19 protein-coding genes are annotated in these 21986 nt (G+C 58.4%); 7 read left to right on the top strand and 12 right to left on the bottom strand.

The features are described from left to right. Positions 1-21: 21 nt before the first annotated feature. The 3 genes from glpX to EGK14_RS18565 all read right to left on the bottom strand — a co-directional run bounded on the left by glpX (position 22) and on the right by EGK14_RS18565 (position 3562). Positions 22-1032: a class II fructose-bisphosphatase gene (glpX, locus tag EGK14_RS18575; protein ID WP_125290579.1), complete on the bottom strand. Its 1011-nt coding sequence runs from the start codon at positions 1030-1032 to the stop codon at positions 22-24. A 144-nt stretch (positions 1033-1176) separates the two neighbouring features. Beyond that, positions 1177-2688 (bottom strand): glycerol kinase GlpK, encoded by a 1512-nt coding sequence (glpK, locus tag EGK14_RS18570; protein ID WP_125290578.1) that lies wholly within the window; start codon positions 2686-2688, stop codon positions 1177-1179. A 31-nt stretch (positions 2689-2719) separates the two neighbouring features. Next, positions 2720-3562, bottom strand: coding sequence for an MIP/aquaporin family protein (locus EGK14_RS18565; protein WP_125290577.1), 843 nt, complete (start codon positions 3560-3562; stop codon positions 2720-2722). Between EGK14_RS18565 and EGK14_RS18560 the strand changes: the two genes are divergently transcribed. Together EGK14_RS18560 and zapB are read left to right on the top strand one after the other, a co-directional pair. Further along, positions 3561-4019, top strand: coding sequence for a hypothetical protein (locus EGK14_RS18560; protein WP_125290576.1), 459 nt, complete (start codon positions 3561-3563; stop codon positions 4017-4019). The genes EGK14_RS18565 and EGK14_RS18560 overlap by 2 nt on opposite strands. Then, a complete protein-coding gene (zapB, locus tag EGK14_RS18555) occupies positions 4009-4248 on the top strand; it encodes a cell division protein ZapB (RefSeq protein ID WP_125290575.1) in 240 nt (79 codons plus the stop codon). Before EGK14_RS18560 ends, zapB begins: the two co-directional genes overlap by 11 nt. A 96-nt stretch (positions 4249-4344) precedes the next feature. On the opposite strand, the gene rraA is transcribed toward zapB, so the two are convergent. The 7 genes from rraA to priA form a co-directional block, all read right to left on the bottom strand. Further along, positions 4345-4830, bottom strand: coding sequence for a ribonuclease E activity regulator RraA (rraA, locus tag EGK14_RS18550; RefSeq protein ID WP_125290574.1), 486 nt, complete (start codon positions 4828-4830; stop codon positions 4345-4347). 106 nt (positions 4831-4936) lie between these two features. Beyond that, entirely contained in the window at positions 4937-5866 is a 930-nt protein-coding gene (locus EGK14_RS18545; protein WP_125290573.1) for a 1,4-dihydroxy-2-naphthoate polyprenyltransferase, read from the bottom strand. 171 nt (positions 5867-6037) lie between these two features. Continuing rightward, the gene (hslU, locus tag EGK14_RS18540; RefSeq protein ID WP_125290572.1) at positions 6038-7369 is read right to left on the bottom strand and encodes an HslU--HslV peptidase ATPase subunit; all 1332 of its coding nucleotides are present in this window, start codon (positions 7367-7369) and stop codon (positions 6038-6040) included. A gap of 11 nt (positions 7370-7380) precedes the next feature. Continuing rightward, positions 7381-7911, bottom strand: a complete 531-nt coding sequence (hslV, locus tag EGK14_RS18535) for an ATP-dependent protease subunit HslV (protein WP_012439891.1) — start codon at positions 7909-7911, stop codon at positions 7381-7383. A gap of 90 nt (positions 7912-8001) precedes the next feature. Beyond that, the gene (gene ftsN / locus EGK14_RS18530) at positions 8002-8970 is read right to left on the bottom strand and encodes a cell division protein FtsN (protein WP_125290571.1); all 969 of its coding nucleotides are present in this window, start codon (positions 8968-8970) and stop codon (positions 8002-8004) included. Between the two features lie 159 nt (positions 8971-9129). Beyond that, on the bottom strand, positions 9130-10167 hold the full coding sequence (gene cytR / locus EGK14_RS18525) for a DNA-binding transcriptional regulator CytR (protein WP_125290570.1): 1038 nt from the start codon (positions 10165-10167) through the stop codon (positions 9130-9132). A gap of 198 nt (positions 10168-10365) precedes the next feature. Next, positions 10366-12564 (bottom strand): primosomal protein N', encoded by a 2199-nt coding sequence (priA, locus tag EGK14_RS18520; RefSeq protein WP_125290569.1) that lies wholly within the window; start codon positions 12562-12564, stop codon positions 10366-10368. 215 nt (positions 12565-12779) lie between these two features. Here priA and rpmE point away from each other — a divergent pair, with 215 nt between their 5' ends. Then, positions 12780-12992: a 50S ribosomal protein L31 gene (rpmE, locus tag EGK14_RS18515; protein ID WP_024966154.1), complete on the top strand. Its 213-nt coding sequence runs from the start codon at positions 12780-12782 to the stop codon at positions 12990-12992. 84 nt (positions 12993-13076) lie between these two features. Here the strand turns inward: rpmE and metJ are convergent, their stop codons facing one another. After that, a complete protein-coding gene (gene metJ / locus EGK14_RS18510) occupies positions 13077-13394 on the bottom strand; it encodes a met regulon transcriptional regulator MetJ (RefSeq protein WP_125290568.1) in 318 nt (105 codons plus the stop codon). Between the two features lie 244 nt (positions 13395-13638). Between metJ and metB the strand changes: the two genes are divergently transcribed. The 4 genes from metB (at position 13639) to EGK14_RS18485 (ending at position 19110) form a co-directional block, all read left to right on the top strand. Next, positions 13639-14799, top strand: a complete 1161-nt coding sequence (metB, locus tag EGK14_RS18500) for a cystathionine gamma-synthase (RefSeq protein WP_125290566.1) — start codon at positions 13639-13641, stop codon at positions 14797-14799. Positions 14800-14801: 2 nt separating this feature from the next. Beyond that, complete coding sequence (locus tag EGK14_RS18495) at positions 14802-17231, top strand: bifunctional aspartate kinase/homoserine dehydrogenase II (protein WP_125290565.1); 2430 nt, start codon at positions 14802-14804, stop codon at positions 17229-17231. 267 nt (positions 17232-17498) lie between these two features. Further along, positions 17499-18401: a methylenetetrahydrofolate reductase gene (metF, locus tag EGK14_RS18490; RefSeq protein ID WP_125290564.1), complete on the top strand. Its 903-nt coding sequence runs from the start codon at positions 17499-17501 to the stop codon at positions 18399-18401. An 88-nt stretch (positions 18402-18489) separates the two neighbouring features. Continuing rightward, positions 18490-19110, top strand: coding sequence for a hypothetical protein (locus EGK14_RS18485; protein WP_125290563.1), 621 nt, complete (start codon positions 18490-18492; stop codon positions 19108-19110). Here EGK14_RS18485 and ppc read toward each other — a convergent pair. Further along, a complete protein-coding gene (gene ppc / locus EGK14_RS18480) occupies positions 19107-21758 on the bottom strand; it encodes a phosphoenolpyruvate carboxylase (protein ID WP_125290562.1) in 2652 nt (883 codons plus the stop codon). The genes EGK14_RS18485 and ppc overlap by 4 nt on opposite strands. Between the last annotated feature and the right edge of the window lie 228 nt (positions 21759-21986).

The raw sequence follows: 21986 nt of genomic DNA, 5'->3' as shown, positions 1-21986 counted from the left end.
GCCACGCGGCCCGTAAACATCCTACAGAATATATTGATGCAGGCTCGCGTCCTTACGATCCAGATAGTGAATGGACTGGATGCGACGGATAGTGCGCGATTTGCCGCGCACCAGCAGCGTTTCGGTGGTGGCGACGTTGCCCTGACGCGTAATGCCTTTCAGCAGATCGCCGCTGGTGATGCCGGTTGCGGAGAAAATAACGTTATCGTTACGCGCCATGTCGGCCAGCGCCAGCACGTTTCCGGCTTCAATACCCATTGCCCTACAGCGTTGCAGCTCCTGTTCACCCAGCGCGCGGTTTTCCGGCGTATCGCCTTTGACCTTGTGACGCGGCAGCAGGCGTCCCTGCATATCACCATCCAGCGCGCGGATCACCGCCGCCGACACCACGCCTTCCGGCGCGCCGCCGATACCGTACAGCACGTCCACTTCGCTATCCGGCATACAGGTCAGGATGGAGGCGGCCACGTCGCCGTCGGGAAAGGCAAAAATCCGCACGCCCAGCTGCTGCAGCTCGGCAATCACGCCGTCATGGCGCGGCTTGGCAAGAACAGTGACGGTCAGCTCCGTCAGCGGTTTTTGCAGCGCCCGCGCGATATTTCGCAGGTTTTCCGCCAGCGGCAACGCCAGATCGATAGCGCCTTTCGCGCCAGGGCCAACCGCCAGCTTTTCCATATACATATCGGGCGCGTTCAGAAAGGTGCCCTTATCGCCAACGGCCAGCACGGCCAGCGCGTTGGCCTGGCCCATGGCGGTCATGCGCGTGCCTTCAATAGGATCGACCGCGATATCCACCGCATCGCCCTGGCCGCTACCCACTTTTTCGCCAATGTACAGCATCGGCGCTTCGTCGATCTCGCCTTCGCCGATGACGATTTGCCCATCGATATCGACTTTATTCAGCATGATACGCATGGCATGCACCGCAGCGCCGTCGGCCGCGTTCTTGTCGCCGCGCCCCAGCCATTTATAGCCAGCCAGCGCTGCCGCTTCCGTTACGCGTGAAAATTCAATAGCGAGCTCTCGTTTCATAATGGGCCTTACGCAAAGTAATGAAGCAGGAAGTCTGGCATGGCGGGGAGGAAAAACGCCAGCATTCTTATAGCCGGGTTCTGAACAACAGGGAGGAAGGGCGGAGCGGATGCCCGCAGCCGTGGCGGCTGCGGGCGAGAAACGTTACTCTTCGTGGTCTTCCCATGCCTGAGCGCGGGAAACGGCTTTCTTCCAGCCTGCATAACGATAGTTACGCTCGGTGGTTTCGATGCTCGGACGGAATTCGCGTTCAATGACGGCCTTGGCGCGGACTTCATCCAAATCTTTCCAGAAGCCTACCGCCAGTCCCGCCAGATAGGCGGAACCCAGCGCGGTCACTTCCAATACTTCCGGACGTTCGACGCGGGTGCCCAGGATATCGGACTGGAACTGCATCAGGAAGTTGTTGGCTACCGCGCCGCCATCGACACGCAGAGACTGCAGGCGGGTATTGGAGTCATTCTGCATGGCTTCCAGCACGTCGCGGGTCTGGAAGGCAATAGATTCCAGCGTGGCGCGAATAATATGGTTCGCGTTCGCGCCGCGCGTCAGGCCGAAGATAGCGCCGCGCGCATACGGGTCCCAGTAAGGCGCGCCCAGGCCGGTAAAGGCCGGTACCATATACACGCCGTTGCTGTCTTTCACCTTGGTGGCGAAGTATTCGGAGTCGGTGGCGTCACCGATTAGCTTCATCTCGTCACGCAGCCACTGGATAGACGCGCCGCCGATAAATACCGCGCCTTCCAGCGCATAGTTGACTTCGCCGCGCGGGCCGCAGGCGATAGTGGTCAGCAGGCCGTTAGTGGAGGTGACCGCTTCCGTACCCGTGTTCATCAGCATAAAGCAGCCGGTGCCGTAGGTGTTTTTCGCCATGCCGGGCTGAACGCAAAGCTGGCCATACAGCGCCGCCTGCTGGTCGCCCGCGATACCGGCGATGGGAATACGCGTGCCGCCTTTACCGCCGATATTGGTCTGGCCGTAGATTTCGGAGGAAGATTTCACTTCCGGCAGCATCTCACGCGGGATATCCAGGATCTCCAGCATGCGCTGATCCCACTCCAGCTTGTGGATGTTGAACATCATGGTACGCGAGGCGTTGGTGTAATCGGTGATATGCACCCGTCCCTGCGTCATTTTCCAGACCAGCCAGGAATCGACGGTGCCGAACAGCAGCTCGCCGCGTTTTGCCCGCTCGCGTGAGCCTTCAACGTGATCCAGGATCCATTTTACCTTGGTGCCGGAGAAGTAAGGGTTAATCACCAGACCGGTAGTGTGCTGAATATACTCTTCCAGCCCCTCTTTTTTCAGTCGGGCGCAGTAGTCGGCAGTGCGCGGATCCTGCCAGACGATAGCGTTATAGATCGGCTTGCCGGTCTCTTTGTCCCAGACGATGGCGGTTTCACGCTGGTTGGTGATACCGATGGCGGCTATCTCGTCCGAACGGATATCGGCGTGGGCCAACACTTCCACCAGCGTGGAGCTTTGCGACGCCCAGATGTCCATTGGATCGTGTTCGACCCAGCCGGTCTTAGGATAAATTTGCTGAAATTCGCGCTGGGAAACCGCAACAATGTTGGAGTCGTGATCCAGCACCACAGCGCGGGAGCTGGTTGTGCCCTGATCCAGCGCGACGATATATTTTTTATCTGTAGTCATAAATCCTTCCTGATGTGTAAAGGGTTAGCACCTACGCTTTACGCTGTTCAGCACGCGCTATCGTCTCTGGCTTCTTTACCGCAGCTGCGCCAGGCAGGTTACGGGCGATCAGAGAGCGGTAGCCGAATGCACCCACGCTGGCGCCAACAATCGGGCCAAAAATTGGCACGAGGAAATAAGGAATATCGCGGGCGCCGGTGAAAGCAACGTTACCCCAACCGGCCAGCCAGGCAAAGATCTTGGGTCCGAAATCACGGGCCGGGTTCAGGGCGAAGCCGGTCAACGGGCCCATCGAACCACCGATAACCGCGATAAGCAAACCGATCAACAGCGGAGCCATCGGGCCGCGCGGCAGGCCATTGCCGTCGTCGGTCAGCGCCATAATCAGCCCCATCATCACGGCAGTGATCACGGCTTCAACCAGGAAAGCCTGGCCAACGCTGATATGCGGATTAGGGTAGGTAGAGAAAATACCGGCCAAATCCAGGCTCTCGACGCTGCCGCGCACCATGTGATGCGCCTGTTCATAGTCCAGAAACAGGTTGTAGTAGAGTGCGTAAACCAGAGCGGCGGAGCAGAAGGCGCCTGCGACCTGCGCCAGAATATAAGGAATAACTTTACGACCTTCAAAATTGCCGAACAGGCAAAGCGCCAGAGTCACGGCCGGGTTCAAATGCGCCCCGGAAATGGCCGCGCTCAGGTAAACCGCCATGGCAACGGCGATCCCCCAGATAATGCTGATTTCCCATTGGCCCATGACCGCACCGGCCAGTTTTGCCGCCGCGACGCAGCCGGCACCAAAGAAAATAATCGTGCCGACGCCGAGAAACTCGGCGATGCACTGCCCTTTAAGGGTGGTGGTTGTCTGGCTCATGATGTTGGTTCCTGAAGGCGAGGTTAAATGGTGTACGGCTTTTTTTTCTCTTTCCCTGAGTCGCCCCAATCTTGTGTGGGGTTGTTGTGAATTTATCGTTAACGAGCATAAACGAGAAATAGCGAAATCAAAAGTTGTGTGCTGCTTCAAAAAAATGAGCGTTTTCGCGTCTTTTAACGGAATTTTCCTGCGGCTTTTGGCTTTCGTTTCTCATTTCATGTTGCAATTTGTTAACAATACCCGTGCAGGGATCGCGGGTAAATGTTACAAACACCAGGTCTGCGCTGAAAAACGCGGCTCTCCGCTTCGTAGCAGGTTCGCTGCTGGACTTGACGGGCCGCTCTACATACAATCGGAACATCGTTGTGAGCCGCAGCGGGTCGGCCAGTGTCGATCGCGCCGCGTCTGCAACATCAACGCCTTGCGATTAGGAGAGGTCATTTACGATGTCATTTGAAGTGTTCGAGAAACTGGAAGCAAAAGTACAGCAGGCGATTGATACTATCACGCTGCTGCAGATGGAAATTGAAGAGCTGAAAGAGCAGAACAACAACCTGAATCAGCAGGTTCAGCAGGCCGCGGGCAACAGCGAATCCCTGGTGCGTGAAAACCAACACCTGAAAGAGGAGCAGCATGTCTGGCAGGAGCGTCTGCGTGCGCTGTTGGGAAAAATGGAAGAAGTCTGAGTCAGGTTTGACGGCAGGCGGTAAAAGAACGGGTGCCAGTCAGCACCCGTTTTTGCTATATGATAGCCGGTGGATCTTGTGGAAGGATAAGGCGTGCTATTCAATATCCAGCGGATCTTCGGAAAGGATAATACCGGTATTGTCGGCATAAAGATGGTCGCCTGAAAAGAAGGTCACTCCGCCAAAATTGACGCGCACGTCGCTTTCGCCAATGCCTTCGCCAGCGGCGCCAGCCGGAATAGCCGCAATCGCCTGAATGCCAATATCCAGCTCTTCCAGGTCGTCCACCTGACGCACGGAGCCGTAGATCACCAACCCTTCCCATTCGTTTTGCAACGCCAGGCGAGCCAGCGCCGCATCAACCAGCGCGCGGCGTACAGAGCCGCCGCCGTCTACCAGCAGCACGCGCCCGCGTCCGTTTTCTTCCAGCAGATCATACAGAAGCCCGTTATCTTCAAAACATTTTACCGTGGTGATTTGCCCGCCAAACGAGGTGCGGCCACCAAAGTTTGAAAAGAGCGGCTCAACCACGTTCACATCTTCATGATAGATGTCGCAGAGTTCGGAAGTATCGTATTTCATAAGGGGTTCATCTGTTCGCCACAGGGAAGCTAAGTATATCGCTTTCTGGCGGTTGTTGGCAAAATCATCAGCTGTTAAAAATTGCGGCAGGTCAGGGACATCGCGATTAGTTCATCGCCAGACCAATGGCGAAAAGCAGATTGACCAGCAGCGTCGCTTTTACCGTTTTCTCCATCACGGGCCGCATAGCGGCGGCGGCAGTATGTTTGATAACAAAGCGTGCCTGACCGAACAACAGCGGCGCGCTGAGCAAAAACAGCCAGCCTGACGCGTCCAGCATCGCCAGTTTGGCATACACGCCAAAGCAAAGCAGCGCGCCGGAAAGCAGCATGGCATGATAATAGCGCGCGTTACAGGCGCCGAGCCGTACGGCCAGGGTGAATTTACCGTTGCGCCGATCGCTGTCGATATCGCGCATGTTATTGACGTTGAGCACGGCGACCGCCAGCATACCGCAGCCGGTCGCGGGCAGAAAAGCCAACAGATGCAGGCGGTGCGTTTGCAGATAAAAGCTGCCCACCACGCCCAGCCAGCCAAAGAAAACCAGTACGGAAAGATCGCCCAGCCCAAGATAGCCGTAAGGTTTTTTTCCTACCGTATAGGCGATGGCGGCGACGATGGCCAGCGCGCCCAGCGCCAGAAAGCCCAGTATATCGCCGAGGCTCTGACAGGCGCGCACCACCAGCGTTACGCCCGCGATCAGCGTCAGCGCAACCGACAGCGCCAGCGCAAAGCGCATCTGCTTCAGGCTAATCAGCCCTTTCTGCATGCCGCGTAGCGGGCCAAGGCGGTCGGGCGTGTCGCTGCCTTTTACCGCATCGCCATAGTCGTTGGCCAGATTGGACAAAATTTGCAGCAGCGCCGTGGTCAGCAGCGTCAGCAGCGCGACAGCCGGATCGAAATGGCCCGCATGCCAGGCCAGCGCCGAGCCGGTAATCACCGACGCGCAGGCCAAAGGCAGCGTACGTAAGCGCAGGCTTTCCAGCCATGCGCGGAAAGAGGTAAAAGCCGGAACTGCAGAGAGATTGTCGCTCATCAGGCTGGGCCTTTGCTGAAAAGGATGGATGTCGGAAAGCGACCAGTTTACTGGCTGTCCGCACGCGGAGAATTAATCCACGTCAGGAATTGGGCGGGAAAGCAGGGGCGGCTGAAAAAGAAAAACCCCGCGCGTGAGCGACGGGGTCTGAAAAGGCACGAGCGTGAAAAATTACAGGATAAAGCGGCTGAGATCTTCGTCCGCCACCAGCTCGTCCAGGTGCTTGCCAACGTAATCGGCATCGATGGTGATCGACTCGCCGTTGCGGTCGCTGGCGTCGTAGGAAATCTCTTCCATCAGGCGCTCCAGCACGGTATGCAGACGACGCGCGCCGATGTTCTCAGCCGTTTCGTTCACCTGCCAGGCTGCGGCAGCGATACGGCTGATGCCGTCTTCCGTAAAGTGGATATCCACGCCTTCGGTTTTCATCAGCGCCTTGTACTGCACGGTGACGGACGCACTTGGCTCGGTCAGGATACGCTCAAAGTCGTGCGTGGTCAGCGCCTGTAGCTCGACGCGGATCGGCAGACGACCCTGCAGTTCCGGGATCAGATCGGAAGGGCTGGCGACCTGGAACGCGCCGGAAGCGATAAACAGAATGTGGTCGGTTTTCACCATGCCGTGCTTGGTGGAAACGGTACAGCCTTCCACCAGCGGCAGCAGATCGCGCTGTACGCCTTCGCGGGAAACGTCCGGGCCGGAGCTTTCGCCGCGCTTACAGACCTTGTCGATTTCGTCAATAAACACGATGCCGTGCTGCTCGACCGCGTCAATCGCTTCCTGCTTCAACTCTTCCGGATTGACCAGTTTGGCAGCTTCTTCCTCGATCAGCAGCTTCATCGCTTCTTTGATCGGCAGCTTACGCGGCTTCTGCTTCTGGCCGCCGATGTTCTGGAACATCGACTGCAGCTGACTGGTCATCTCTTCCATGCCCGGAGGCGCCATAATTTCGACGCCCATCGGCGCGGCGGCCAGATCGATTTCGATCTCTTTATCGTCCAGCTGGCCTTCGCGCAGCTTTTTGCGGAAAGACTGGCGGGCGGCGGACGGCTCGGCAGCAGCTTCCGGCTGGCCCCAGTTGTTTTTCGCCGGTGGGATCAGCACGTCGAGAATACGTTCTTCGGCCATCTCTTCGGCACGATAGCGGTTTTTCTCAATCGCCTGCGAGCGCACCATTTTGATCGCGGAATCGGTCAGATCGCGGATGATAGAATCCACTTCTTTACCTACATAGCCCACTTCGGTGAACTTAGTCGCTTCTACCTTGATAAAAGGCGCGTTCGCCAGCTTGGCCAGGCGACGGGCGATTTCGGTTTTACCTACGCCGGTAGGGCCAATCATCAGAATATTTTTAGGCGTCACTTCGTGGCGCAGCTCTTCGTCGAGCTGCATACGGCGCCAGCGGTTGCGCAGGGCGATGGCAACAGCGCGCTTGGCGCCATCCTGGCCGATAATAAATCTGTCCAGTTCGCTGACGATTTCGCGCGGGGTCATTTCAGACATAATCAGGGTCCTTACGCTTTAGACGATAATTCTTCGATAGTAAGATTGTGGTTGGTATAGATGCAGATATCGCCTGCAATACCCAGCGCTTTTTCCACGATGTCGCGCGCGCCAATGTCGGTGTTTTCCAGCAGCGCACGAGCGGCAGCCTGGGCGTACGGGCCGCCAGAACCGATGGCGATCAGATCGTTTTCCGGCTGGATCACGTCGCCGTTGCCGGTGATGATCAGCGAGGCGTTTTCGTCAGCTACGGCCAGCAGGGCTTCCAGCTTGCGCAGCATCCGATCGGTACGCCAGTCTTTGGCCAGCTCGACCGCCGCCTTCACCAGATGGCCCTGATGCATCTCCAGCTTGCGCTCGAAAAGCTCAAACAGCGTAAAGGCATCTGCTGTGCCACCGGCAAAACCAGCAATGACCTTGTCATTATAAAGACGACGCACTTTTTTGACGTTGCCTTTCATTACGGTGTTGCCGAGCGTAGCCTGGCCATCACCGCCAATTACTACCTGGCCGTTGCGTCGTACACTTACAATTGTTGTCACGGGCAGACCCCTTGTTACAGTCGAAAGATCTCCCCGCAGGCCTACTGCGGGGCAATGATGCGATCAGATATGGGGGGAATCTGGAAGGTTTCAACCCCCCAGAGAGACAGGAATACAATTTGAGTGGCCGTTGCCGCGCAGGCGTTTCAGCGTGCTGTCGGCGGCGGTGCGGCTGTTGTAAGGGCCGACGATCACGCGATTCCAGCCGCCGCCGCTGGTGATTTTGCTTTCAAAGCCTTCAAACGCCAGCGAGGCGCGTACGGATTCCGCCTGGTCGCTGCCTTTGAACGAGCCGCACTGTACCATCCAGCGCTGCGTCTTCTCTTTTTCGACTTCTTTTGGCTTCTCGGTTTTCGGCTGTGGCTGGCGGACAGGCTCCTGGGCTACCGTCGGCTGCTGGCTGTGCTGCGGCAGCATGTGCTGCTGCTGTATCGGCTGCTGGCGTGATGGCTGTACCTGCGGCTGCATTTGAACCTGACGCGGCGGGATCTGTGGCTGCGTTTGTACCTGACGAGAAGGCTGAGGTTCAGAGGAATATGAGGTCTGCGGCTGGCGCGACTGCTGTTGCAGCTGCGTCTGCTGGCGCTGTAGCGTTTGCTGGCGTTGGGCTGGCGTCTGCTCGTTCCACGGCACTTCGTTCAGCTGGGTAGGCTGCTGGCGCATATCGGCCTGCATCTGCTCCAGCAGCTGGCGCTGTTCGTCGGTCAGTTGCGTGGGCGAATGCACTTCGCCGCCTGCCGAAGGCTCGACGGGCGTCGGCACCGTAATTTGACGGTTCTCCAGCTCTTTAATGTAGCGCCAGCGCTCTTCAGGCTTGGGCGGCAAACCGTTGCCTGCTGCTTTGTGATCCGGAATGACCGGCGCCTCTTCCTCTTTTTTATGATGGGCGATAAACCATAAGCCACCGACAAACGTCACCAGTACCGCGACGGCCAGACCTACCATGATCTTTGATACACCCGATCCGCTGCTGCGCTTTTTACTGCCGCCGCGGCCGTTGCTCTTTTTGCGACGCGTCCCTGTCGAACGCCCGCGGCCTACGTAATCTTTTTGTGCCACTATCGTTCCGCTAATAATCAATGAAGAGTAAGGTCGGGCCAGCGCGCTGGCCTGCAGCTCGCCATGTTACTCAAGGGCCGGAAGTTTGACCAGCAGGGATACGATTAAGAATCTGCTGAATCTCGGTTTTATTGCCCGAAAGGAAAGATTTCGCTCGCGCTACGCTTTTTCCCGCAGCGCGGGCGCCGTGCTGCCGCGAATTTTTATTTCAAAATCCAGCAGCCGGGAACCGCTGTTCACCAGCTTGCCCTGTAGCTGTTCCAGCAGCAGATTCATCGCCTCGCGACCGATGTTGAATCGCGGCTGAGCAATGGTAGTCAGCTGAGGATCGCTGTAGCGCGACAGTTCGATATCATCAAAGCCAATCAGCGACAGATCTTTCGGCACGCGCAGCCCCATTATTTTCGCCTGCGCCATCGCGCCCAGCGCCATGATATCGCTGTGGCAGAAAAGGGCGTCCGGCGGCTGCGGCAGCCGCATCAGCTGCTTCAGCGCGCGGCTGCCGGCGTCAAACGTGAAGTCGCCGCGCACAATATAGCGCGGATCCAGCCTGATGCCGTTGCGTTGCAGCGCCTGAATATAGCCCTGCAGGCGATACTGACACAGCGGCATATCCTGCGGCCCGGCCACGCAGGCGATACGCTCGTGGCCCAGCTTAAGCAGGTGGTTCACCGCTTCGAACGCCGCCGTCAGGTTATCAATGTGCACGGTCGGCAGGGCCAGATCGGGCGCGAATTCATTGGCCATCACCATCGGCGGCAGACTGCGCTGCTCTTCCGGCCCGGTTTCAAAAGGCACCTGCGACCCCAGCAGCACCATGCCGTCAATCTGTCGGGTCATCACCAGATTCAGGAAAGCGCTCTCCTGACGGTTTTGGTGCGCGCAGTCGCCAATCAGCACCAGATAACCTTCTTCGGCCGCCACCGATTCCACGCCGCGAATAATTTCGCTGAAAAAGGGATCGCAAATGTCGGGCACTATCACCAGGATGGTGCGGGACTCGCTGCGTCGCGGATGGCGTACCATGGCATGAGGTGAATAGCCAACGGCAATCACCGCCTCGTCGACTTTTTGGCGCGTGGCGGCAGAAACCTTTTCCGGACTCATCAGGGCGCGGGAAACGGTCGCCGTCGATACGCCCGCTTTTTCCGCCACGTCTTTCATCGTGGCGCTCACGGTTTCTGGCTTGTGCTCCAACGCTGTTCTCCTCATACCGGCCGGTTGACTGCCCGGCGTCGGCCGAAAATAAAAGGCTTTTTGTCAGCGTTATAGCCGACCCTCACCGTGAAATTAACCAATGCTAATCAATTGCGTTACTTAATTTGCATAAAAATAGTGACTTGTGCGACTTTTTTCGAGCCGACTCGCAGCCAGAACACGATATCGTCTGGCATTTCAGCCTTCGGTGGGATCCACATCCAGCGTCCATTTCACCTTGCGCGACTGCGGCAGCGTGCCCATCAGCGGCAGCGTAGCCTTGATCAGCCGCTGCAGCAGCGCGCGTGAAGGATGTTGGAGCAGCAGCTGCCAGCGATAGCGCCCGCCGCGCTTGGGCTGGAGCGCCGGAACCGGGCCCATTACCCAGAATGCTTCATCCTTCAGCGGGCTGGCTTCCAGCAGATTGCGCAGCTGCTGTAAAAAGAGCGCGGACTGCTGGTTATCATGATCCTCCGAGCGGAACAGCGCGTGGCTGGTGAACGGTGGCAGAAACACGGTTTTCCTTTCGACCAGCGCCTGCTGTGCAAAAGCGTCGTAGCCCTGATGCAGCAGCGTTTGCAGAAGGGGATGTTCAGGGTGATGGGTTTGTAGCATCACTTCGCCCTGTTTCCCGGCACGTCCGGCACGTCCGGCCACCTGGGTATAAAGCTGGGCGAAGCGCTCGGCGGAGCGGAAGTCGGCGGAAAACAGCGCGCCGTCGACATCCAGCAGCGAAACCAGCGTTACGTCAGGAAAGTGGTGGCCTTTTGCCAGCATCTGCGTGCCCACCAGGATCCTGGCGCCGCCGCGATGAACGTCGGCCAGATGCTGTTCAAGCGCGCCCTTGCGGCTGGTGGTGTCGCGGTCGATGCGGGACAGCGGTACGTCGGGGAACAGCTCGCCCAGATTTTGCTCCAGCTGTTCGGTGCCCAGACCGACCGGCACCAGATGCGTCGAGCCGCACTGCGGGCACTGGTGTGGAATAGGGCGCTGGCTGTCGCAGTGGTGGCAGCGCAGCTGGCGGTGGTGCTGATGCAGCGTGTAGTAGCGGTCGCAGCGCTGGCATTCGGCTATCCAGCCGCACTCGTGGCAGAGCATGGCTGGAGAAAAGCCGCGCCGGTTTAAAAACAGCAGTACCTGATTGTCCGCCTGCAGATGTTGACCGATCTTTTTGATCAGCATCGGCGACAGGCCGCCCTGAAGCTTCACGCCTTTCAGGTCGATCAGCTGCTGCGTCGCCTGACGCGCATTGCCCGCACGCTTGCTGAGATTCAGCTGACGGTATTTGCCCATCTGTACGTTGTGTAGCGTCTCCAGCGCGGGCGTGGCGGTTCCCATCACAATCGGGATATCTTCCTGACGGGCGCGAAAAACAGCCAGATCGCGCGCCTGATAGCGCCAGCCTTCCTGCTGCTTGTAGGAGCTGTCGTGCTCTTCATCAATAATAATCACGCCCAGCTGCGCAAAAGGCGTGAACAGCGCCGAGCGGGTGCCGATAACGATGGCCGTTTCACCCTGGCGGGCACGCAGCCATACGGCCAGCCGCTCGCTGTCGTTCAGCGCGGAGTGCAGCACGTCTACCGGCGCGTCAAAGCGCTCGCGAAAGCGGGCGATGGTTTGCGGCGTCAGGCCGATTTCCGGTACCAGCACCAGCGCCTGCTTGCCGCTGGCCAGTACGTTCTCCAGCACGCTCAGGTAGACTTCGGTTTTGCCGGAGCCGGTGATGCCGGCCAGCAGCCAGGCAGCGAAATGGTCGTCTTCGGCCCGGATAGCGCCGACCGCCGTGGCCTGTTCGGTGTTCAACCGCAGTCGTTCGCCTTTGACGGCGTAATGCGTTCGCCAGTCCTGCGGCGCGCGCTGCTGCGTCTGGAGATCGCATAATCCTTTGGCGCGCAGGGCCTGAAGCGTCGCATCGGTAATGTCGTGCTGGCCGATTTCATGGCGATAGAGATTGCGCTGGCGTAGTGCCGCCAGCGCCTGCTGCTGTTTCGGCGCTCGCTTCAGGCTTTCCTGGGCGGTTTCCCGACCGGTTTCCGTGATAAACCACTGCCAGAGCGGCGCTTCCCGCGCGGGTTTTCCCTGGCGCAGCAGCACGGGCATGGCGTGAAACAGCACTTCGCCCAGCGGATAGTGATAATAGTCAGCCGCCCACAGCAGAATGCGCCACAGCGAAGCGGGATACAGCGACTCGTCGTCCAGCACTTCATAAACGGGTTTCAGCTGATCGAGGGGAAAGTCGCTGGTGTCAGCAAGCCCCACCACCACACCGACCGCTTTGCGCTTGCCAAACGGCACGCTGACGCGCGCGCCCGGCACCGCCGCAGGCAGATGCGCAGGCAGCAGATAGTCAAAGTTGCGGGCAAGCGGAACGGGCAGAGCGACCTGAACGACGGGCATGAATTTATCCGGATGAAATTATGAGCGGGATAGTGTACACTGTGTCTTCCTGAATGTGCGGATTCGATTGCAGCGAGCGGTTATTTTCTGTATAGTTCGCCGCCGTTGATACGGCATTTTGGTATCAAATCACCTGAATTATTAATCTTCGTGTGGTGCCGGTGCAGGGTTTTCCTGGCACGGGAGAGCGACACGGCCTTAACTGAGGTTTTCCCATGAAAAAAGGTATTCACCCAAATTACGCTGAAGTTACTGCTAAATGTTCTTGCGGTAACGAAATCAAAACCCGCTCAACCGTGGGTCACGACCTGAACCTGGACGTGTGCGGCAAATGCCACCCGTTCTACACCGGCAAGCAGCGTGACGTTGCCAGCGGTGGTCGTGTTGACCGCTTCAACAAGCGTTTCAGCATCCCAGGCAGCAAATAAGTCGCCTGCACGAAGCGGATACCGTTTCGGATGCAACAAAAAACCCAGCTTCGGCTGGGTTTTTTTATATCTGCGAAAAAGCGCTTAATATTCCCAGGTATCGGGATCGACGCCCATTTCCCGCATGATCGCTTTGGCGGCTTCCGGGATTTCGTCGCTGCGCTCTTTACGCAGATCGACATCATCCGGCAGAGGCTGGCCGGTAAAAGCGTGCAGAAACGCTTCACACAGCAGCTCGCTGTTGGTGGCGTGACGCAGGTTATTAACCTGACGACGGGTACGCTCGTCGGTCAGAATTTTTAAAACTTTTAACGGGATGGATACCGTAATTTTTTTTACCTGCTCGCTTTTTTTACCGTGCTCAGCGTAAGGGCTGATATATTCGCCATTCCATTCAGCCATGGGTTACCTTAGTCATCATTAATATTTACTGTGCCGAAATTCAGCTAATTATGCCCGAAGTTGGGCGGCGCCACACCGTCTTGCGCCCACTTTTTGTCGGCAGCAAAAAGGTAATATTACCGGTTATTGACAGATTGCTCAATCTATACGCAAAGACATTTAGAAGTCCAGATGTATTGACGTCTATCTGTTCCCTGTTATGCTGGTGGCTCTTCTTTCTTTCTCCTGCAGGAATTTATGCTCCATGACGCGTAAACAGGCAACCATCGCGGTACGCAGCGGCTTGAATGATGACGAACAGTATGGCTGCGTTGTCCCGCCAATCCACCTCTCCAGCACCTATAACTTTACCGATTTCAACGAGCCTCGGGCGCATGACTACTCGCGTCGCGGTAACCCTACCCGCGATGTTGTCCAGCGCGCGCTGGCCGAGCTGGAAGGCGGTGCCGGTGCGGTGATGACCAATACCGGCATGTCGGCGATCCACCTGGTTTGCACCGTCTTCCTGAAGCCGGGCGATCTGCTGGTGGCGCCGCATGACTGCTATGGCGGCAGCTATCGTCTGTTTGACAGCCTGAGCAAGCGCGGCGCGTATCGTGTGAAGTTTGTCGATCAGGGCGACGAAGCGGCGCTGCACGCCGCGCTGGCGGAAAAACCGAAGCTGGTGCTGGTAGAAAGCCCGAGCAATCCGCTGCTGCGCGTGGTGGATATTGAGGCTATCTGTAAAGCGGCGGCAGAAGCCGGCGCGGTTAGCGTGGTGGATAACACCTTCCTTAGCCCGGCGTTGCAAAACCCGCTGGCGCTGGGCGCCGATCTGGTGATCCATTCCTGCACGAAATACCTTAACGGCCACTCCGACGTAGTGGCGGGCGCGGTAATTGCCAAAGATCCCGCGCTGGTAAAAGAGCTGGCCTGGTGGGCAAATAATATCGGCGTGACCGGCGCGGCTTTCGACAGCTATTTACTGCTGCGCGGCCTGCGCACGTTGGCGCCACGTATGGCTGCCGCACAGCGCAACGCGCTCGCTATCGTGGATTATCTGAAACAGCAGCCGCTGGTAAAAAAGCTGTATCATCCTTCGCTGCCAGAAAACGCGGGCCATCAGATTGCCGCCCGCCAGCAGAAAGGCTTCGGCGCGATGCTCAGCTTTGAGCTGAACGGTGACGAGCAGACGCTGCGTCGTTTCCTGAAGGCGCTGGAATTGTTCACGCTGGCCGAATCGCTGGGCGGCGTGGAAAGCCTGATCTCCCATACTGCCACTATGACCCATGCGGGCATGTCGGCAGAAGCGCGCGCCGCGGCAGGTATTTCGGAAACGCTACTGCGGGTTTCCGTAGGGATTGAAGATCACGAAGATTTAATTGCCGATCTGGATAATGCATTCCGGATAGCGGCTAAGAGGTAAGCATGAGTCATTCAGCAGTGGCAGCAGGCGCGCGTCAGCTGCATAAATTCGGGGGCAGCAGCCTTGCCGACGCCAAATGTTACCTGCGGGTAGCGGGGATCGTGGCGGAATACAGCCGTCCCGGCGACGTGATGGTGGTGTCCGCCGCAGGCAGCACCACCAATCAGCTGATTAGCTGGCTGAAGCTAAGCCAGAGCGACCGTCTGTCGGCGCACCAGGTGCAGCAGGCGCTGCGACGCTATCAGAGCGAGTTAATCAGCAGCCTGCTTCCGGCACAGGCGGCAGACGGGCTGATCGGTGAATTCATTCGCGATCTGGAAAAGCTGGCCGCTCTGCTGGATGGCAAAATAACCGAAGCCGCCTACGCGGAAGTGGTGGGACACGGCGAAATCTGGTCAGCACGGCTGATGGCGGCCGTGCTTCAGCAGCAGGATATGGCGGCGAGCTGGCTGGACGCGCGGGAATTTCTGCGCGCCGAGCGGGCCGCCCAGCCGCAGGTGGATGAAGGAAAATCCTGGCCGCTGCTGCAACAGCTGATTGCCCAGCATCCGGGCGAGCGGCTGGTGGTGACCGGCTTTATCAGCCGCAACGACGCGGGTGAAACCGTGCTGCTGGGCCGTAACGGTAGCGACTATTCCGCCACGCAGATCGGCGCGCTGGCCGGCGTGTCGCGCGTCACCATCTGGAGCGACGTAGCGGGCGTTTACAGTGCGGATCCGCGCAAGGTGAAAGACGCCTGCCTGCTGCCACTGCTGCGGCTGGATGAAGCCAGCGAGCTGGCACGCCTGGCCGCGCCGGTGCTGCATACCCGTACGCTACAGCCGGTTTCCGGCAGCGATATCGACCTGCAGCTGCGCTGTAGCTACCAGCCGGAACAGGGTTCGACCCGCATTGAGCGCGTGCTGGCTTCCGGCACGGGCGCGCGAATTGTCACCAGCCACGACGACGTCTGCCTGATTGAGTTCCAGGTGCCGCCGCAGCATGATTTCGCCACGGCGCAGAAAGAGATTGAACGACTGCTTCAGCGCGCGCAGCTGCGTCCGCTGGCGACCGGCGTTCATCCCGATCGCCACCTTTTACAGCTTTGTTATACCTCGGAAGTGGTGAACAGCGCGCTGACGCTGCTTCAGGATGCGGGCATTCCCGGACGCTTACAGCTGCGGGAAGCCATGGCGCTGGTCGCGCTGGTAGGCGCGGGCGTCTGCCGCAATCCGCTGCACAGCCACCGTTTCTGGCAGCAGCTGAAGGATCAGCCGGTTGAATTTATCTGGCAGTCGGAAGAGGGCATCAGCCTGGTCGCCGTGCTGCGCGTCGGGCCGACTGAACATCTGATCCGCGGTCTGCACCAGTCGCTGTTCCGTGCGGAAAAACAGGTCGGCCTGATGCTGTTCGGCAAGGGTAATATCGGCTCCCGCTGGCTGGAACTCTTCGCGCGCGAGCAGGAAACGCTATCGGCGCGGACGGGATTTGAATATGTTTTAGCCGGCGTGGTCGACAGCCGGCGCAGCCTGCTGAACTACGAAGGGCTGGACGCCAGCCGCGCGCTGGCCTTCTTTGATGACGAGGCAGTAGAGCGGGATGAGGAGTCGCTGTTCCTGTGGATGCGCGCGCACCCGTTTGACGACCTGGTGGTGCTGGACGTGACCGCCAGTGAGCAGCTCGCCGATCAGTATCTGGATTTCGCCAGCCACGGTTTTCACGTGATTGGCGCGAACAAAGTGGCCGGGGCGTCAAGCAGCGACCGCTATCGTCAGATCCGTGACGCCTTCGCTAAAACCGGCCGCCACTGGCTTTACAACGCCACCGTCGGTGCCGGGCTGCCGGTTAACCACACCGTGCGCGATCTGCGTGAAAGCGGCGACAGCATTATCGCCATCAGCGGCATCTTCTCCGGCACGCTTTCCTGGCTCTTTTTGCAGTATGACGGCACCGTACCGTTCACCGAGCTGGTGGACCAGGCATGGCAGCAGGGGCTAACCGAACCGGATCCGCGCGTCGATCTTTCCGGTCAGGATGTGATGCGCAAGCTGGTGATCCTGGCGCGCGAGGCGGGCTACGATATTGAACCGGATCAGGTGCGGGTGGAGTCGCTGGTGCCGAAAAGCTGCGAAGGCGAATCAGTCGACCACTTCTTTGAGAACGGCGAGGCGCTGAACGAGCAGATGCAGCAGCGCTTTGAGGCCGCACAGGAGATGGGGCTGGTGCTGCGTTACGTGGCACGCTTTGACGCTAATGGCAAGGCGCGCGTCGGCGTCGAGGCGGTCAGGGACGATCATCCGCTGGCGGCGCTGCTGCCCTGCGATAACGTCTTTGCTATCGAAAGCCGCTGGTATCGCGATAATCCGCTGGTGATCCGCGGGCCGGGCGCAGGACGCGACGTAACGGCTGGCGCGATCCAGTCCGACATCAACCGGCTGGCGCAGCTGCTGTAGTTTCTTTCGGGGCCGTAAATCGCGGCCCCGGCTTGAATGATAGCGCGTCATTTCTCTGTGCATTCGGCCCGATGGCGGCGGCCCCTTGATTTTCCTCACTTCTTTTTCCTGCATGAATTTCATTCAACTTTATTGAGAATTTGTCACGCTGCGGCATCATTTATCTGTTGACGTAAAATCGCCGATCCGTCATTTTGAATGTCTGGACGTCTAAACGTATAGAAGTTCAAGGTGGGCCGTTTTCTTCCGCGATCGATGAGGTAAGCCATGAGTTTTTTCCACGCCAACCAGCGCGAAGCACTGAACCAGAGTCTGGCCGAACTGAACGGGCAGATTAACGTCTCGTTTGAGTTTTTTCCGCCGCGCAGCGGCGAAATGGAACAGACTTTGTGGCGCTCTATCGATCGTCTCGGCAGCCTGAAACCGAAATTTGTTTCGGTTACTTACGGCGCGAACTCCGGCGAGCGTGACCGCACCCACAGCATTATCAAAGGTATTAAGGATCGCACCGGGCTGGAAGCCGCGCCGCACCTGACCTGCATTGACGCCAGCCGCAGCGAGCTGCGCGCTATCGCTCAGGATTACTGGGATAGCGGCATTCGGCATATCGTGGCGCTGCGCGGGGATTTACCGGCGGGCGGCGGCAAGCCGGAAATGTACGGCGCGGATCTGGTGGCATTGTTAAAGGAAGTGGGCGATTTCGATATCTCCGTTGCCGCCTATCCCGAGGTGCATCCGGAAGCCAAAAGCGCACAGTCGGATTTGATCAACCTGAAGCGCAAAATTGATGCGGGCGCAAACCGGGCTATCACCCAGTTCTTTTTCGATGTGGAAAGCTATCTGCGCTTTCGCGACCGCTGCGTAATCGCCGGGATCGACGTGGAAATCGTGCCCGGCATCCTGCCGGTTTCCAACTTCAAACAGCTGCGGCACTTTGCCACGCTGACCAATGTGCGCGTGCCGGGCTGGATGACCAGCATGTTCGCCGGGCTGGATGACGACCCGGAAACCCGCAAAATGGTGGGCGCCAACGTGGCGATGGATATGGTGAAAATCCTCAGCCGCGAAGGCGTGAAGGATTTCCACTTCTATACGCTGAACCGTGCGGAGATGAGCTACGCCATTTGCCACACGCTGGGCGTGCGTCCGGCGGTTGCCGTGCCGGCCTGATAAGTAAAAGCCAGCCGTCGCTTCGTTTACGCGAGACGGCATTTTTTTTATGATAACTGCTTTCCAGGGCAGGGATCATGAAGAACTCATGCAAAACACGATCGGGGAAATAAAGCGGCTGGGGATCAAAGGCTGTTTACTGGTAGCCCTTTTTACCGTTGTGCCTTTGGTGGCGATGGCATACTGGTCTGGTCTTTCGCGCAACGTTTATCTGGCCGATCCAGGTAGCGTTTTCTGGATAGCGGGTGAAGTCGGCGTAGGCGCCGCCGTGATCATTACCCTGGTGGCCGTCATCTTTTTTCATCGTCGCCTGACGCTGCGACAGCTCTCTAAACTTTTTATCTGTAGCGCCTTTATGATCGGCATGTTCTCGTTACAGCTGCCCTCCGCTCTGGTGCGCTATCTTCCCCATCAAAGCCTCCATTATCTGACGGAGTATGACGTTTCTTTTCCCGGCCCGAGCCGGGGCAAATCGGGCCGGTGTGAAATGGGGCTGTGGCTTAAGGATCGTCACCTTAACCGCTGGATACAGTTTTGCAGCAGCAGGGCCTGGCTGGCTGAACAGTGCGAAAGAGGGATGGACAGAATGGAAGTGACAGAGGAGGTCAACAAGTATGGCGTCAGGGTCGTCAACTTCTGGTGCGCCTGGTCGCCCGTTAAACCAGAAAGGCGTTCATATCCGGCAGATATGAACGCCCCGTACCGTTAGCCCGTATTACGCATGCCCGCCGCGACGCCGGCTATCGTCACCATCAGCGCCTGCTCAACGCGTGGATCCGGCTCTTCACCATTGGTTTCCTGCAGGCGGGAACGGTGCAGCAGCTCGGCCTGCAGCACGTTCAGCGGATCGGTATAAACGTTACGCAACGCGATGGATTCGGCAATCCACGGCTGGTCGGCCATCAAATGCGCGTCATTGGCGATGGTCAACACCGCTTTGATATCGGAATCCAGCTGGTCGCGCAGCTGCCTGCCCAGCGGCCACAGCGTCTGGTCCACCAGCCGCTGATCGTAATATTCCGCCAGCCAGAGATCGGCTTTGGAAAAGACCATTTCCAGCATCCCCAGACGGGTGGAGAAAAACGGCCAGTTGCGGCACATCGCCTCCAGCCGATCCTGATGACCCGCCTGCATCGCTTTTTGTAGCGCCGCGCCCGCGCCCAGCCAGGCAGGCAACATCAGGCGGTTCTGCGTCCAGGCAAAGATCCACGGTATCGCGCGCAGCGACTCGACGCCGCCGCTGGCGCGCCGCTTGGCCGGACGGGAGCCCAGCGGCAGTTTGCCCAGCTCCTGTTCCGGCGTAGCCGACCGGAAATAGGGCACGAAGTCGGCGTTTTCACGCACGTAGCCACGATACATCTCGCAGGAGTCGGCGGAAAGCTGATCCATAATGCCGCACCAGGCCGCTTCCGGTTCCGGCGGCGGCAGCAGGTTGGCTTCCAGGATGGCGCCGGTGTAAAGCGTCAGGCTGCTGATGGTGACTTCCGGCAGGCCGTATTTAAAGCGGATCATTTCGCCCTGCTCGGTCACGCGCAGGCCGCCTTTCAGGCTGCCCGGCGGCTGGGAAAGCAGCGCTGCGTGGGCCGGTGCGCCGCCACGGCCTATGGTACCGCCGCGTCCGTGGAACAGCGTCAGCGCAATACCGGCTTTTTCGCAGGTTTTAATCAGCGCATCCTGGGCCTGATACTGCGCCCAGCTGGCGGCCATTACGCCCGCGTCTTTTGCCGAATCGGAGTAGCCAATCATTACCATCTGCTTACCCTGGATAAAGCCGCGATACCAGCCGATATCCAGCAGCTGACGCATCACGTCGTTGGCGTTGTTCAGGTCATCCAGGGTTTCAAACAGCGGTGCCACCGGCATGGCGAAAGGAATACCCGCCTCTTTGAGCAGCAGATGCACCGCCAGCACGTCGGAAGGCGTTTTCGCCATTGAGATTACGTAAGCGGCAATGGAACCTTTCGGCACCTCCGCCGCCACGCGGCAGGTATCCAGCACCTCCTGCGTCTCGGCGCTCGGCTCCCATTGACGCGGCAGCAGCGGGCGTTTAGAACTCAGCTCGCTGATCAAAAACGCCTGTTTATCGGCTTCCGACCAGCTGGCGTAGTCGCCCAGGCCTAAATAGCGGGTGACTTCTGCAATAGCGTCGGTATGGCGCGTGCTTTCCTGGCGCAGATCGATACGCACCAGCGGCACGCCGAAGCACTTGATGCGGCGCAGCGTGTCCAGCAGCTGGCCGTTGGCAATAATGCCCATGCCGCAGGCCTGCAACGACTGGTAGCAGGCGTAGAGCGGATCCCACAGCTGGTCGTTGGAAATCAGCAGGTTATCGGGACGTGCAGGCCGCTCGCCCTTCAGGCGGCGCTCCAGATATGTCTGGGTCGTCAGCAGCTGGGCGCGCAGGTTTTTCATGATTTCGCGGTAAGGCTCCAGCGCCTCCGGGTTGCCGCACAGCTCGCGGACTTCCGGCGTACACTCCGACATCGACAGCTCGGAAACCAGCACGGCGATATCGCGCAGGAACAGATCGGTAGCTTTCCAGCGGCTTAGCTGCAGCACGTGGCGGGTGATTTTAGCCGTCACGTTCGGGTTGCCGTCGCGGTCGCCGCCCATCCAGGAGGTAAAGGTCACCGGCACGAAATCCACCGGCAGCTTAACGCCAAACGACGCCTCCACCTGCTCGTACAGCTCGCGCAGAAAGGCCGGGACGCCTTCCCACAGGCTGTTTTCCACCACCGCAAAGCCCCATTTAGCTTCATCGACCGGCGTCGGGCGATATTTACGGATTTCATCGGTATGCCAGGCCTGCGCAACCAGCTGGCGCAAACGACGCATAATCTGCGATCGGTCGTAGTCAGAAAGATCGTTATGATCCAGCTGTTTCAGGCAGCTGTTAACCTCGACCAGCTTGTGGATCAGCGTGCGACGGGTGATCTCCGTCGGGTGTGCGGTCAGCACCAGCTCCAGAGAAAGCGATTCGATAGCCTCGCGAATTTTGGCTTCCGTCAGGTTGGGCTGCTGCTTCAGGCGCTCGAAGGTTTTCGCCAGCAGCTCCTGGTGATTAGCGCCTTCGCCCTTGGGCGATATGGTGTGGTACTGCTCGGCGACGTTGGTCAGGTTCAGAAACTGGCTGAAGGCGCGCGCCACCGGCAGCAGTTCGTCATTGGATAAGTTTTGCAGCGTGGTAAGCAGCTCTTTACGGTGGGCGTCGTTTCCCGCGCGGGAGGACTTGGAGAGCTTACGGATGGTTTCCACCCGATCCAGGATGTTCTCGCCAAGCGCATCCTTAATCGTATCCCCGAGCAGTTTGCCGAGCATACTGACATTACTTCGCATTGCGGAATATTGTTCGTTCATATGACCCCTGACCGTTATTTTTATCACTCTCTACCGTCGCCGGTATAACATTGCCTTTTATCTAGCCACGTTCCCGTCCATCCGTCAATTGACTTAAACGTGTGCGAACCTGCTGCTAACTTGCGGTAATTTAAGAAATTTAACAGCGCCGCAGCGAGATAAGTTATTCTTATCAAGAAACAGATGATAAAGCCGGGGTAAAAGGCCGTTTTACTGGCCAAATGCCCC

Origin of the sequence: Erwinia sp. 198 (assembly GCF_003937915.1) — a bacterium.
Classification (GTDB): Bacteria; Pseudomonadota; Gammaproteobacteria; order Enterobacterales; family Enterobacteriaceae; genus Erwinia; species Erwinia aeris.
The sequence above is the reverse complement of the archived record's forward strand: the minus strand, read 5'-3'. Positions and strand labels throughout refer to the sequence as shown.

What these genes read in the sequence shown, in the direction of transcription:
- EGK14_RS18495 (WP_125290565.1), top strand. Translation starts at nt 14,802, where the DNA reads ATGAGTCATTCAGCAGTGGCAGCAGGCGCGCGTCAGCTGCATAAATTC.
- hslU (WP_125290572.1), bottom strand. Translation starts at nt 7,369, where the DNA reads ATGTCTGAAATGACCCCGCGCGAAATCGTCAGCGAACTGGACAGATTT.
- metF (WP_125290564.1), top strand. Translation starts at nt 17,499, where the DNA reads ATGAGTTTTTTCCACGCCAACCAGCGCGAAGCACTGAACCAGAGTCTG.
- ppc (WP_125290562.1), bottom strand. Translation starts at nt 21,758, where the DNA reads ATGAACGAACAATATTCCGCAATGCGAAGTAATGTCAGTATGCTCGGC.
- EGK14_RS18560 (WP_125290576.1), top strand. Translation starts at nt 3,561, where the DNA reads ATGATGTTGGTTCCTGAAGGCGAGGTTAAATGGTGTACGGCTTTTTTT.
- priA (WP_125290569.1), bottom strand. Translation starts at nt 12,564, where the DNA reads ATGCCCGTCGTTCAGGTCGCTCTGCCCGTTCCGCTTGCCCGCAACTTT.
- metB (WP_125290566.1), top strand. Translation starts at nt 13,639, where the DNA reads ATGACGCGTAAACAGGCAACCATCGCGGTACGCAGCGGCTTGAATGAT.
- metJ (WP_125290568.1), bottom strand. Translation starts at nt 13,394, where the DNA reads ATGGCTGAATGGAATGGCGAATATATCAGCCCTTACGCTGAGCACGGT.
- glpX (WP_125290579.1), bottom strand. Translation starts at nt 1,032, where the DNA reads ATGAAACGAGAGCTCGCTATTGAATTTTCACGCGTAACGGAAGCGGCA.
- EGK14_RS18565 (WP_125290577.1), bottom strand. Translation starts at nt 3,562, where the DNA reads ATGAGCCAGACAACCACCACCCTTAAAGGGCAGTGCATCGCCGAGTTT.
- zapB (WP_125290575.1), top strand. Translation starts at nt 4,009, where the DNA reads ATGTCATTTGAAGTGTTCGAGAAACTGGAAGCAAAAGTACAGCAGGCG.
- EGK14_RS18485 (WP_125290563.1), top strand. Translation starts at nt 18,490, where the DNA reads ATGCAAAACACGATCGGGGAAATAAAGCGGCTGGGGATCAAAGGCTGT.
- EGK14_RS18545 (WP_125290573.1), bottom strand. Translation starts at nt 5,866, where the DNA reads ATGAGCGACAATCTCTCTGCAGTTCCGGCTTTTACCTCTTTCCGCGCA.
- rraA (WP_125290574.1), bottom strand. Translation starts at nt 4,830, where the DNA reads ATGAAATACGATACTTCCGAACTCTGCGACATCTATCATGAAGATGTG.
- rpmE (WP_024966154.1), top strand. Translation starts at nt 12,780, where the DNA reads ATGAAAAAAGGTATTCACCCAAATTACGCTGAAGTTACTGCTAAATGT.
- glpK (WP_125290578.1), bottom strand. Translation starts at nt 2,688, where the DNA reads ATGACTACAGATAAAAAATATATCGTCGCGCTGGATCAGGGCACAACC.